Annotated in this window: 8 protein-coding genes; 7 read left to right on the forward strand and 1 reads right to left on the reverse strand. The window is 67.8% G+C overall.

Annotated elements, in window-relative coordinates; translation table 11 throughout:
* Window positions 1-247: 247 nt before the first annotated feature.
* A complete protein-coding gene (locus ABD224_RS05320; RefSeq protein ID WP_344047316.1) occupies window positions 248-1,153 on the reverse strand; it encodes a hypothetical protein in 906 nt (301 codons plus the stop codon).
* A gap of 362 nt (window positions 1,154-1,515) precedes the next feature.
* On the opposite strand from ABD224_RS05320, the gene rplK reads away from it, so the two are divergent.
* From rplK to ABD224_RS05355, 7 genes are all read left to right on the forward strand, one after another.
* Window positions 1,516-1,950: a 50S ribosomal protein L11 gene (rplK, locus tag ABD224_RS05325; protein WP_344047318.1), complete on the forward strand. Its 435-nt coding sequence runs from the start codon at window positions 1,516-1,518 to the stop codon at window positions 1,948-1,950.
* A 106-nt stretch (window positions 1,951-2,056) separates the two neighbouring features.
* Window positions 2,057-2,782, forward strand: a complete 726-nt coding sequence (rplA, locus tag ABD224_RS05330) for a 50S ribosomal protein L1 (protein ID WP_344047320.1) — start codon at window positions 2,057-2,059, stop codon at window positions 2,780-2,782.
* 155 nt (window positions 2,783-2,937) lie between these two features.
* Complete coding sequence (locus tag ABD224_RS05335; protein ID WP_344047322.1) at window positions 2,938-3,852, forward strand: SCO4651 family lipoprotein; 915 nt, start codon at window positions 2,938-2,940, stop codon at window positions 3,850-3,852.
* A 318-nt stretch (window positions 3,853-4,170) separates the two neighbouring features.
* Window positions 4,171-4,701, forward strand: a complete 531-nt coding sequence (gene rplJ / locus ABD224_RS05340) for a 50S ribosomal protein L10 (protein WP_344047324.1) — start codon at window positions 4,171-4,173, stop codon at window positions 4,699-4,701.
* 117 nt (window positions 4,702-4,818) lie between these two features.
* The gene (gene rplL, locus ABD224_RS05345) at window positions 4,819-5,211 is read left to right on the forward strand and encodes a 50S ribosomal protein L7/L12 (protein WP_067397043.1); all 393 of its coding nucleotides are present in this window, start codon (window positions 4,819-4,821) and stop codon (window positions 5,209-5,211) included.
* A 606-nt stretch (window positions 5,212-5,817) separates the two neighbouring features.
* Entirely contained in the window at window positions 5,818-9,303 is a 3,486-nt protein-coding gene (gene rpoB, locus ABD224_RS05350; protein ID WP_344047327.1) for a DNA-directed RNA polymerase subunit beta, read from the forward strand.
* 100 nt (window positions 9,304-9,403) lie between these two features.
* Window positions 9,404-13,303 (forward strand): DNA-directed RNA polymerase subunit beta', encoded by a 3,900-nt coding sequence (locus ABD224_RS05355; protein WP_344047329.1) that lies wholly within the window; start codon window positions 9,404-9,406, stop codon window positions 13,301-13,303.
* Window positions 13,304-13,416 lie beyond the last annotated feature (113 nt).

Raw genomic sequence — 13,416 nt, forward strand, 5'->3', positions numbered from 1 at the left:
CCGGCCAGCGGTGACGGACGACGCCGGTCAGTGACCGCGACGGAGCAGACCGGAAGAGGCGGGACTGGTGGAAAGCGGCCGTCGGGGACCGGCCGCACCGCTTCCGGAAACCAGCCGCGCGATCACCCGCCTTCGCCCCTGCCGGCGGTTTCCCGCCGGGCAGGGGCGTTGTGCGTACGGCTGTGTTCTCCGGGTGCCGTCCGGGCGGTTCTCCGGGCCTCGCCCGTGCGGCCGGGGTGCGGCCGGATCAGCCCACGCAGCCGGGCACCGGGCTCGGGCTGGTGCTGCAGTTGTTCGGGGTGTTGCCGGCGACCACGGTGGACTGCAGGGTCACGGTGCCGTTGTTGTTGTAGATGCCGCCGGGGTTGTTGTTGGCGGCCTGGTTCTGGCTGATGTTGCTGAGGGACACCGTGGCGGTGCCGCCGGGGAGGGTGGGGACACCGTTGGCGATGCCGCCGCCGGTCTGCGCGGTGTTGTCGACGAGGTTGCTGGTGGTGATGGTCAGCGTCCCGACGCTGGCGACGCCGCCGCCCGCGCCGCCCGCCGTATTCCTGCTGATCTGCGAGGACCTGACGGTCAGTGTGCCGTTGTTGACGAGGCCGCCGCCGTTCTGGGTCGAGGAGTTGTCCCTGACGACGCTCTCGCTCACATGCGCCTGGGAACCGCTGGACACGCCGATGCCGCCGCCGAAGGCGGCGGTGTTGTCCCGGATCACGCTGCAGTCGACGGTCAGGGTGCCGTTGCCGGTGACGAGGATGCCGCCGCCGTCGCTGCTCAGGATGGCGCTTCCGGCGGCATTGCCGTTGGTGATGGTGGTCTTGCGCAGCGTCAGATTGCCGCCGTTGACGGTGAGGATGCGGAAGGAACCAGCGGTACGGGTGAGGGTCGCGTGGTTGCCGTTGATGACGATCGGCGAGGTGATGCTGGGCAGTTCGGAGGTCAGGGCGTAGGTGCAGCGGGCCGTCAGCTTGAGCGTGTCGGTCCCCGGAGTGCTGTTGGCCTGGGTGATGGCCGTGCGCAGAGCGGTCTGACTGCACGCCACGGTGTGCGTCTTGGCCGAGGCGGAGGGGGCCAGCGCGAGGGGCACCACCGTGGCGGTCATGCCTATGCAGAGCAGATGAGCGGTGCGAACGGAAAACGCACGGGTGAACATGTCACTCCTTCTGAAGTCGCGCCCGCCGCGGGCGTGACGGTGCACAAGGGCCGTGGGCGCCGCGGACAGGGGTGCTGTCAGCGAAGGAGGTCCCCTGTGACTCGCGGGTTTTCTCCGAATTCCTCCTGATTTACGTCTGATGGTCCCTTTGTGATGCACCCGATGGCCGAACCGGACGGTGGCGCGAGGCCGTCCGCCGTATGCCTGTGCGGGCCGCCTGCCCGCGCTGACCTCGTGATTTCAGGTCCTGAGGGGGCAGGGGCTATCGTGGTGCGGTATGCCGTCTGCGGGATCATGCGCCGAACGGCGCAGGCCGAGGACGCGGACGGCACTCAACCTCTCAGCAAGGACCCGGAGAGAGCATGCCTCCCAAGAAGAAGAAGGTCACGGGGCTCATCAAGCTCCAGATCCAGGCCGGTGCCGCCAACCCGGCCCCGCCGGTCGGCCCCGCGCTGGGTCAGCACGGCGTCAACATCATGGAGTTCTGCAAGGCCTACAACGCCGCGACCGAGTCGCAGCGTGGCTGGGTCATCCCGGTGGAGATCACGGTCTACGAGGACCGTTCCTTCACCTTCGTCACCAAGACTCCGCCGGCCGCCAAGATGATCCTCAGGGCCGCGGGCGTGGAGAAGGGCTCCAGCGAGCCGCACAAGACCAAGGTCGCCAAGATCACCCGGGCGCAGGTCCGCGAGATCGCCCAGACCAAGATGCCCGACCTCAACGCCAACGACCTGGACGCCGCCGAGAAGATCATCGCTGGTACCGCCCGCTCCATGGGCGTCACCATCGAGGGCTGAGCCCCGGCATCCCACCCCGTAGCACTCATGCGGCCGTGAGAGGCCGCACGTGGCAGGGCCTGCTCGGCCCGGACCACGACTCCTTTCGGACCACACAGGAGCAGTTGTGAGCAAGCGCAGCAAGGCTCTCCGCGCTGCGGACGCCAAGGTCGACCGGAACAGGCTGTACGCCCCGCTCGAGGCCGTCCGTCTCGCCAAGGAGACCTCCACGACCAAGTTCGACGCCACCGTCGAGGTCGCCCTCCGCCTGGGTGTCGACCCGCGCAAGGCCGACCAGATGGTCCGTGGCACCGTGAACCTTCCGCACGGCACCGGCAAGACCGCCCGGGTCCTGGTCTTCGCGACCGGTGAGCGTGCCGAGGCCGCGCGTGCCGCGGGCGCCGACATCGTCGGCGCCGACGAGCTGATCGAGGAGGTGGCGAACGGCCGCCTGGACTTCGACGCCGTCGTCGCCACCCCGGACCTCATGGGCAAGGTCGGCCGCCTCGGCCGCGTCCTGGGCCCGCGTGGTCTGATGCCGAACCCGAAGACCGGCACGGTCACCCAGGACACCGCCAAGGCCGTGTCCGACATCAAGGGCGGCAAGATCGAGTTCCGTGTCGACAAGCACGCGAACCTGCACTTCATCATCGGCAAGACGTCGTTCGAGGACACCCAGCTGGTGGAGAACTACGGCGCCGCGCTGGAGGAGATCCTCCGTCTGAAGCCGTCCGCCGCCAAGGGCCGCTACATCAAGAAGGCCGCCATCACCACCACGATGGGCCCCGGCATCCCGGTCGACCCGAACCGCACCCGCAACCTTCTCGTCGAGGAGGACCCGGCCGCGGTCTGAGCCTTTGGCTCACCCCGTCGACGACGAGCCCCGCGACCCTTCCGGCGCGGGGCTCGCCCCTTTTCCGGGCACCGTTTTCCGGGTACGGCTTTCTCGCACGGCCGTTGGCGGCCTGCGCTAGCGTGAGGGCCACAGCCATGGCACAGGGGGGACGCATGAGGAGCACGACCGCGCGCCGTACGACACTGCCGGTCGCGGTGGCGGCCGCGCTGACGGGGGTGACCGCGTGCGGCTTCGGCGGCCCCTCCCGGGACTCGGGCGGGACCGGCGGGGCGGCGGAGCGGGACACGGCGCGCATGAGCTCCATCGCGGCCCTGCGGTCCGCCGACACCTCCACCGCCGAGGCCGACTCCGCCCGGGTGTCGATGACGACCAGCATCGGCACGCTGATGTCCATGAAGGGCAGCGGCACCGTCGCCTGGGGCCGCGGCCTGACCGGCCGGCTCACGCTCACCTACACCGGTGGCACGGCCCTGGAGACGATGCGCAGGGTAGGGACCACCTCGATGGAGGCGCGGTACCTGCCCGACGCCTACTACGCCCGCATGGGCGACGCCTTCGCCGCGCAGGCGGGGGGCGGCAGGCACTGGATCCGGTACCGCTACGAGGACCTCGGGCGGCTCGCGGGCGGCTCCGGCGCGTATCTGCGGGAGCAGCTGCGGAACTCCACGCCGAACCAGACGGTGAAGCTGCTGCTCGCCTCCGGCGACGTCAGGAGGGTCGGCGAGGCGACGGTACGGGGCGAGCGCACCACGCACTACCGGGGCACGGTGGACATCGCCGACTTCGCCGGCAGGAGCTCGGCCCTTCCCCGCGGCGAGCTGGAGGCGCTGCGCAGGCAGCTCGACCAGGCCGGTGTCACCACCGAGTCCATCGACATCTGGATCAACGACCGGAGCCTTCTGGTCAAGAAGGTCGAGAGGGCCGACACGGCGGCCGGCACGATGACCAACACGGCGTACTACAGCGACTACGGCATCAAGGTCGCCGTCCAGGAGCCACCGGCCGACGACACCAGGGACTTCAAGGACCTGATGACGGCCCGGGGCACCGCGGGCACCGGCTCCTGACCCACGGGCCGGGCAACCCCCGGAGGGACGCCGCGGGGGCGGATTTGCCCGAGGGAGCCCGGGTCTCGTACTCTTCTGCGGAAGCCAGAGACCGCTGGTCGTTACCGCACGCTCATACGGGGGTGCGGTGGCCGAAGGATCCGCTGAACTGCGGACGGCCCGCGCAGGTGACAGTGGAAGTACTCCCGGAGTGCACGCGATCGTGCCGTGTGTACGACCGGTCGAGTCCGCCCCGTGCGCCTGCGCCGGGGCGTTTCGTTTTCCCCAGTCCTCCTTCGGGTCCGCGCGGTCCGAATCACCCGGAAGGAGGCCGAGGCCATGGCGAGGCCCGACAAGGCGGCCGCGGTTGCCGAGCTGACGGACAAGTTCCGCACCTCGAACGCCGCCGTGCTGACCGAGTACCGCGGTCTCACCGTGGCGCAGCTCAAGACGCTGCGCCGTTCTCTCGGTGAGAACGCCCAGTACACCGTGGTGAAGAACACGCTGACCAAGATCGCGGCCAACGAGGCCGGGATCGCGCTGGACGACCAGCTCTTCGCTGGTCCGACGGCGGTCGCCTTCGTCACCGGTGACCCGGTGGAGTCGGCGAAGGGTCTTCGTGACTTCGCCAAGGAGAACCCGAACCTCATCATCAAGGGCGGTGTCCTTGACGGCAAGGCGCTGTCCGCCGATGAGATCAAGAAGCTTGCGGACCTGGAGTCCCGCGAGGTTCTGCTCAGCAAGCTGGCCGGTGCCTTCAAGGCGAAGCAGTCCCAGGCTGCCTCCGTCTTCCAGGCGCTGCCGTCGAAGCTCGTCCGCACCGTGGACGCGCTGCGTGCCAAGCAGGCCGAGCAGGGCGGTGCCGAGTAATTCGGCTCGCTTTGCGATCCTCACCAGCCTGTGGGTGAGGGTCGACGCGGGCCCGACGTACGCCCGCCTTACCCAGTACATCCGGCACCTGCCGACGTGAACGGAAGGACCGCCATCATGGCGAAGCTGACCCAGGAAGAGCTGCTCGCGCAGTTCGAGGAGATGACCCTCATCGAGCTCTCCGAGTTCGTGAAGGCGTTCGAGGAGAAGTTCGACGTCACCGCCGCCGCGGCCGCCCCGGTCGTCGTCGCCGGTGGTGGCGCTGCCGCCGCCGGCGGTGCCGAGGCCGAGCCCGAGAAGGACGAGTTCGACGTCATCCTCGCCGCCGCCGGCGACAAGAAGATCCAGGTCATCAAGGTCGTGCGCGAGCTGACCTCCCTCGGCCTGAAGGAGGCCAAGGACCTGGTCGACGGCGCCCCGAAGCCCGTCCTCGAGAAGGTCAACAAGGAGGCCGCGGACAAGGCCAAGGAGGCCCTCGAGGGCGCCGGCGCCACCGTCGAGGTCAAGTAAGACCTTCACGGGTCCGTCCGGGACTCCTGCGCACTGACAGCCGTACAGGGCTGTAACGCGGACGCACCGAGGGGCGATCATCCATCCGGGTGGTCGCTCCTCGGCGTTTCCCGAGGACGGCGCAGGCCGCCTTGCACCCGGGGCCGGGACAGGTAAGGTGATCTTCGTCGTGCCTCGGGCGGTCCCGGAGGCAGGCTGCATGTGACGACGGCGGCACCCGATTTCGGCCTGGGGGGCCTTGACGAACTGCACGCAGCGCGCAATTCTCAGGACGCGTCGTCACAAGGATCCGAATCCGAGGCATGGATCGACGACAAAGAGGGCAGTATCAAAGTGCGTTGAGGGCAGACATGCCGCAGACGTCGACAACTGTGAGGGTCCCGAAAAACCCGTACTGGACATCAGTGGGCTAAGTGGCTACACTGACCCTTTGCGCTGCCTGTTAGCTGCCCCCTGCCCGTCACCAGGGGCATGCCCTCGCCTCAGCAACGACGACCGGACCACCGCTGACCTGGCCTTATCCGGCCGCAGCAGAGGACCTGTCGTCCAGCGACGGCGGGGACCGGTACGCGCGTAGTGAGTCCGAGCCCTCGGAAGGACCCCCTCTTGGCCGCCTCGCGCACTGCCTCGACCGCGAATACGAACAACGGCGCCAGCACTGCTCCGCTGCGCATCTCCTTTGCAAAGATCAAGGAGCCCCTCGAGGTCCCGAACCTTCTCGCGCTGCAAACCGAGAGCTTCGACTGGCTGCTCGGGAACGACGCGTGGAAGGCTCGCGTAGAGGAGGCTCTCGAGAAGGGTCAGGACGTCCCCACCAAGTCCGGTCTCGAGGAGATCTTCGAGGAGATCTCCCCGATCGAGGACTTCTCCGGGTCCATGTCGCTGACCTTCCGCGACCATCGCTTCGAGCCGCCGAAGAACTCGATCGACGAGTGCAAGGAGCGCGACTTCACCTACGCCGCGCCGCTCTTCGTCACGGCCGAGTTCACCAACAACGAGACCGGCGAGATCAAGTCCCAGACCGTCTTCATGGGCGACTTCCCGCTCATGACGAACAAGGGCACCTTCATCATCAACGGCACCGAGCGTGTCGTGGTGTCTCAGCTGGTTCGTTCGCCGGGCGTCTACTTCGACTCCACCATCGACAAGACCTCCGACAAGGACGTCTTCACCGCCAAGATCATCCCGTCCCGGGGTGCCTGGCTGGAGATGGAGATCGACAAGCGCGACATGGTCGGTGTCCGCATCGACCGCAAGCGCAAGCAGTCCGTCACCGTGCTCCTCAAGGCGCTCGGCTGGACCAACGAGCAGATCCTCGAGGAGTTCGGCGAGTACGAGTCGATGCGCGCCACCCTGGAGAAGGACCACACCCAGGGCCAGGACGACGCGCTGCTGGACATCTACCGCAAGCTGCGCCCGGGCGAGCCCCCCACGCGTGAGGCCGCCCAGACGCTGCTGGAGAACCTCTACTTCAACCCCAAGCGCTACGACCTCGCCAAGGTCGGCCGCTACAAGCTCAACAAGAAGCTGGGTACGAGCACCCCGCTGGACGAGGGTGTCCTGACCATCGGGGACATCATCGCCACGATCAAGTACCTGGTGAAGCTGCACGCCGGCGAGACCGAGACCATCGGGGACAACGGCGAGACGGTCGTCGTCGAGACCGACGACATCGACCACTTCGGCAACCGCCGTCTGCGCAGCGTGGGCGAGCTCATCCAGAACCAGGTCCGCACCGGTCTGGCCCGTATGGAGCGCGTCGTCCGCGAGCGCATGACCACCCAGGACGTCGAGGCGATCACGCCGCAGACCCTGATCAACATCCGGCCGGTCGTCGCCTCCATCAAGGAGTTCTTCGGCACCAGCCAGCTGTCCCAGTTCATGGACCAGAACAACCCGCTGTCCGGGCTGACGCACAAGCGCCGTCTGTCCGCGCTCGGACCGGGTGGTCTCTCCCGTGAGCGGGCCGGCTTCGAGGTCCGTGACGTGCACCCCTCGCACTACGGCCGCATGTGCCCGATCGAGACGCCGGAAGGCCCGAACATCGGTCTGATCGGCTCGCTGGCCACCTACGCCCGGGTCAACGCGTTCGGCTTCGTCGAGACCCCGTACCGCAAGGTCGTCGACGGCCAGGTCACCGACCAGGTGGACTACCTCACGGCCGACGAGGAGGACCGCTACGTCATCGCGCAGGCCAACGCCGTCCTGACGGACGACCTGCGCTTCGCCGAGAGCCGCATCCTGGTCCGCCGCCGTGGCGGCGAGGTCGACTACGTCGACCCCGAGGACGTGGACTACATGGACGTCTCGCCGCGCCAGATGGTGTCGGTCGCGACCGCCATGATCCCCTTCCTCGAGCACGACGACGCCAACCGTGCCCTCATGGGCGCGAACATGATGCGCCAGGCCGTGCCGCTGATCCAGGCGGAGGCCCCGCTCGTCGGCACCGGCATGGAGTACCGCTCCGCCGTCGACGCCGGCGACGTCATCAAGGCCGAGAAGTCCGGTGTGGTCCAGGAGGTCTCCGCGGACTACATCACCACGGCCAACGACGACGGCACGTACATCACCTACCGCCTGGCCAAGTTCGCCCGCTCCAACCAGGGCACCTCGGTCAACCAGAAGGTCATCGTCAACGAGGGCGACCGCGTCGTCGAGGGCCAGGTCCTCGCCGACGGCCCGGCCACCCAGAACGGCGAGATGGCGCTCGGCAAGAACCTGCTGGTCGCGTTCATGCCGTGGGAAGGCCACAACTACGAGGACGCGATCATCCTGTCGCAGCGCCTCGTGCAGGACGACATCCTCTCCTCGATCCACATCGAGGAGCACGAGGTCGACGCCCGTGACACCAAGCTCGGCCCCGAGGAGATCACCCGGGACATCCCGAACGTCTCCGAGGAGGTCCTCGCCGACCTCGACGAGCGCGGCATCATCCGCATCGGTGCCGAGGTCGTCGCCGGCGACATCCTGGTCGGCAAGGTCACCCCGAAGGGTGAGACCGAGCTGACCCCGGAGGAGCGCCTGCTGCGCGCGATCTTCGGTGAGAAGGCCCGTGAGGTCCGTGACACCTCGCTGAAGGTGCCGCACGGCGAGACCGGCAAGGTCATCGGCGTGCGCGTCTTCGACCGCGAGGAGGGCGACGAGCTGCCGCCGGGCGTGAACCAGCTGGTCCGCGTCTACGTGGCGCAGAAGCGCAAGATCACCGACGGTGACAAGCTCGCCGGCCGCCACGGCAACAAGGGTGTCATCGCCAAGATCCTGCCGATCGAGGACATGCCGTTCCTGGAGGACGGCACCCCGGTCGACGTCATCCTCAACCCGCTGGGCGTGCCGTCCCGTATGAACCCGGGACAGGTCATGGAGATCCACCTCGGCTGGCTCGCCAGCCAGGGCTGGGACGTCTCCGGCGTCCAGGAGGAGTGGGCCGAGCGTCTGCGGGCCATCGGCGCCGACCGGGTCGGTCCGCGCACCAACGTGGCCACCCCGGTCTTCGACGGTGCCCGGGAGGACGAGATCGCAGGTCTGCTGGAGCACACGCTCCCCGACCGCAACGGCGACCGTCTGGTCCTGCCGTCCGGCAAGGCCCGGCTCTTCGACGGCCGCTCCGGCGAGCCGTTCCCGGACCCGATCTCGGTCGGCTACATGTACATCCTCAAGCTGCACCACCTGGTCGACGACAAGCTGCACGCCCGCTCGACCGGTCCGTACTCGATGATCACCCAGCAGCCGCTGGGTGGTAAGGCCCAGTTCGGTGGCCAGCGGTTCGGCGAGATGGAGGTGTGGGCACTCGAGGCGTACGGCGCCGCCTACGCCCTCCAGGAGCTGCTGACCATCAAGTCCGACGACGTCACCGGCCGCGTGAAGGTCTACGAGGCCATCGTCAAGGGCGAGAACATCCCCGAGCCCGGCATCCCCGAGTCCTTCAAGGTGCTCATCAAGGAGATGCAGTCCCTCTGCCTGAACGTGGAGGTGCTGTCCAGCGACGGTATGTCCATCGAGATGCGCGACACCGACGAGGACGTCTTCCGCGCCGCGGAGGAGCTCGGCATCGACCTGTCCCGGCGCGAGCCGAGCAGCGTCGAAGAGGTCTGACGGGAGTCCGGCGGGCCTTTCCGCTCCGGGAAGGCCCGCCGACCCCCAGGCCCCCGTTTCAGACCACAGACTTAACGACCCTGAGAGGGATTGACGCATAGTGCTCGACGTCAACTTCTTCGACGAGCTGCGGATCGGCCTGGCCACCGCCGACGACATCCGCCAGTGGAGCCACGGCGAGGTCAAGAAGCCCGAGACCATCAACTACCGCACCCTCAAGCCCGAGAAGGACGGCCTCTTCTGCGAGAAGATCTTCGGCCCCACCCGGGACTGGGAGTGCTACTGCGGCAAGTACAAGCGCGTCCGTTTCAAGGGCATCATCTGCGAGCGCTGTGGCGTCGAGGTCACACGCGCGAAGGTGCGCCGTGAGCGGATGGGCCACATCGAGCTGGCCGCGCCCGTCACGCACATCTGGTACTTCAAGGGCGTCCCGTCGCGCCTGGGCTACCTGCTGGACCTGGCCCCGAAGGACCTGGAGAAGGTCATCTACTTCGCGGCGTACATGATCACGTACGTCGACGAGGAGCGCCGCGCCCGCGACCTGCCCTCGCTGGAGGCCCACATCTCGGTGGAGCGCCAGCAGATCGAGCAGCGCCGCGACGCCGACCTGGAGGCCCGCGCCAAGAAGCTGGAGGCGGACCTCGCCGAGCTGGAGGCCGAGGGCGCCAAGGCCGATGTGCGCCGCAAGGTGCGCGAGAGCGCCGAGCGCGAGATGAAGCAGCTGCGCGACCGCGCGCAGCGCGACCTCGACCGTCTGGACGAGGTGTGGAACCGGTTCAAGAACCTCAAGGTCCAGGACCTCGAGGGCGACGAGCTGCTCTACCGCGAGCTGCGTGACCGCTTCGGCACCTACTTCGAGGGCTCGATGGGCGCCGCGGCGCTGCAGAAGCGCCTGGAGTCCTTCGACCTCGAGGCGGAGGCCGAGAAGCTCCGCGAGATCATCCGCACCGGCAAGGGCCAGAAGAAGACCCGTGCCCTCAAGCGTCTGAAGGTCGTCTCCGCGTTCCTGCAGACCTCCAACAGCCCCAAGGGCATGGTCCTGGACTGCGTCCCGGTCATCCCGCCGGACCTGCGTCCGATGGTGCAGCTGGACGGTGGCCGCTTCGCGACCTCCGACCTGAACGACCTGTACCGCCGTGTCATCAACCGCAACAACCGCCTGAAGCGGCTTCTCGACCTCGGCGCGCCCGAGATCATCGTCAACAACGAGAAGCGCATGCTCCAGGAGGCCGTCGACGCGCTCTTCGACAACGGCCGCCGCGGCCGCCCGGTGACCGGCCCCGGCAACCGCCCGCTGAAGTCCCTCAGCGACATGCTGAAGGGCAAGCAGGGCCGCTTCCGCCAGAACCTGCTCGGCAAGCGTGTCGACTACTCGGCGCGTTCCGTGATCGTCGTCGGTCCGCAGCTGAAGCTGCACCAGTGCGGTCTGCCGAAGGCGATGGCGCTGGAGCTGTTCAAGCCGTTCGTGATGAAGCGCCTGGTCGACCTGAACCACGCGCAGAACATCAAGAGCGCCAAACGCATGGTCGAGCGCGGCCGCACGGTCGTGTACGACGTGCTGGAAGAGGTCATCGCGGAGCACCCGGTTCTGCTGAACCGTGCGCCCACCCTGCACCGCCTCGGCATCCAGGCCTTCGAGCCGCAGCTGGTCGAGGGCAAGGCCATTCAGATTCACCCGCTCGTGTGCACCGCGTTCAACGCGGACTTCGACGGTGACCAGATGGCCGTGCACCTGCCGCTGTCCGCGGAGGCACAGGCCGAGGCGCGCATCCTGATGTTGTCCTCGAACAACATCCTCAAGCCGGCCGACGGCCGCCCGGTGACGATGCCGACCCAGGACATGGTCCTCGGTCTGTACTTCCTCACCACCGACAGCGAGATGCGCGAGGTCAAGGGCGAGGGCCGCTCCTTCTCCTCGGTGGCCGAGGCGATCATGGCGTTCGACGCCGGTGAGCTCTCGCTGCAGGCCAGTGTGGACATCCGCTTCCCGGCGGGCACCGTCCCGCCGCGCGGCTGGACCCCGCCGGCCGGCGAGGACGGCCGGCCCGACTGGCAGCCGGGCGACAGCTTCCGCCTGCGGACGACCCTGGGCCGCGCGCTCTTCAACGAGCTGCTGCCCGAGGACTACCCGTTCGTCGACTTCGAGGTGGGCAAGAAGCAGCTCTCCGAGATCGTCAACGACCTCGCCGAGCGCTACCCGAAGATCGTCGTGGCGGCCACGCTCGACAACCTGAAGACGGCCGGCTTCTACTGGGCCACCCGTTCCGGTGTCACCGTCGCCATCTCCGACATCGTCGTCCCCGAGGCGAAGAAGGAGATCGTCGCCAAGTACGAGGCGCGGGACGAGAAGGTCCAGCGGCAGTACGAGCGCGGTCTGATCACCAAGGACGAGCGCACGCAGGAGCTCATCCAGATCTGGACCCAGGCGACCAACGACGTCGCCGAGGCCATGACGGGCAACTTCCCGAAGACCAACCCGATCTTCATGATGGTCAACTCGGGTGCCCGAGGAAACATGATGCAGATGCGTCAGATCGCCGGTATGCGCGGTCTGGTGTCGAACGCCAAGAACGAGACCATCCCGCGGCCCATCAAGGCGTCCTTCCGCGAGGGTCTGACCGTGCTGGAGTACTTCATCTCCACGCACGGTGCCCGCAAGGGTCTGGCCGACACCGCCCTGCGTACCGCCGACTCGGGTTACCTCACCCGTCGTCTGGTCGACGTCTCCCAGGACGTCATCATCCGCGAGCTGGACTGCGGCACCGACCGCGGTCTGCGTCTGCGCATCGCCGAGCGGGACGAGAACGGCGTGCTGCGCAAGGCGAGCAACGTCGAGACGTCCGTGTACGCGCGCTGCCTCGCCGAGGACATCGTCGTCGACGGCCAGGTGCTGGCCCCGGCCGGCACCGACCTGGGCGACGTGCTCATCGAGGAGCTGATCTCCCGTGGTGTCGAGGAGGTCAAGACCCGCTCGGTCCTGACCTGCGAGTCCACGGTGGGCACCTGCGCCATGTGCTACGGCCGTTCGCTCGCCACCGGCAAGCTGGTCGACATCGGTGAGGCGGTCGGCATCATCGCCGCCCAGTCCATCGGTGAGCCCGGTACCCAGCTGACGATGCGTACCTTCCACACCGGTGGTGTGGCCGGTGACGACATCACCCAGGGTCTGCCGCGTGTCGTCGAGCTCTTCGAGGCCCGTACGCCCAAGGGTGTCGCCCCGATCGCCGAGGCGGCCGGACGCGTCCGGATCGAGGAGACCGAGAAGACCAAGAAGATCATCATCACCCCGGACGACGGCAGCGACGAGACGAGCTACCCGATCTCGAAGCGTGCCCGTCTGCTGGTCAACGAGGGCGACCACGTCGAGGTGGGCCAGAAGCTCACCGTGGGTGCCACCAACCCGCACGACGTGCTGCGCATCCTGGGTCAGCGGGCCGTCCAGATCCACCTGGTCCAGGAGGTCCAGAAGGTCTACACCTCGCAGGGTGTGTCGATCCACGACAAGCACATCGAGATCATCATCCGGCAGATGCTGCGCCGGGTGACGATCATCGAGTCCGGCGACGCCGAGCTGCTGCCCGGCGAGCTGGTCGAGCGCTCGAAGTTCGAGCAGGAGAACCGTCGTGTGGTCCAGGAGGGCGGCCAGCCGGCCTCCGGTCGTCCGCAGCTGATGGGTATCACCAAGGCCTCGCTGGCGACCGAGTCCTGGCTGTCGGCGGCGTCCTTCCAGGAGACGACCAGGGTCCTGACGGACGCGGCGATCAACGCCAAGTCCGACCAGCTCATCGGTCTCAAGGAGAACGTCATCATCGGTAAGCTCATCCCGGCCGGTACGGGTCTGGCCCGCTACCGCAACATCCGGGTCGAGCCGACCGAGGAGGCCAAGGCCGCGATGTACTCGGCCGTGGGCTACGACGACATCGACTACTCACCGTTCGGCGCGGGCTCCGGCCAGGCCGTTCCGCTGGAGGACTACGACTACGGGCCGTACAACCAGTGAGGCGAGTGCGTGTGCGACGTACGCGTACGCGTCCGACGCGCTGACGCACCGAGGAACGTGCTGACGCACTGAACGCACTGAAGGGGAGACCATTCCGTCACGGGATGGTCTCC

The organism is Streptomyces thermoalcalitolerans, assembly GCF_039525155.1.
GTDB lineage: Bacteria > Actinomycetota > Actinomycetes > Streptomycetales > Streptomycetaceae > Streptomyces > Streptomyces thermovulgaris.

Coding starts and splice junctions, on each gene's coding strand:
- ABD224_RS05320 (WP_344047316.1), bottom strand. CDS start 1,153: ATGTTCACCCGTGCGTTTTCCGTTCGCACCGCTCATCTGCTCTGCATA.
- rplK (WP_344047318.1), top strand. CDS start 1,516: ATGCCTCCCAAGAAGAAGAAGGTCACGGGGCTCATCAAGCTCCAGATC.
- ABD224_RS05335 (WP_344047322.1), top strand. CDS start 2,938: ATGAGGAGCACGACCGCGCGCCGTACGACACTGCCGGTCGCGGTGGCG.
- rplJ (WP_344047324.1), top strand. CDS start 4,171: ATGGCGAGGCCCGACAAGGCGGCCGCGGTTGCCGAGCTGACGGACAAG.
- rplL (WP_067397043.1), top strand. CDS start 4,819: ATGGCGAAGCTGACCCAGGAAGAGCTGCTCGCGCAGTTCGAGGAGATG.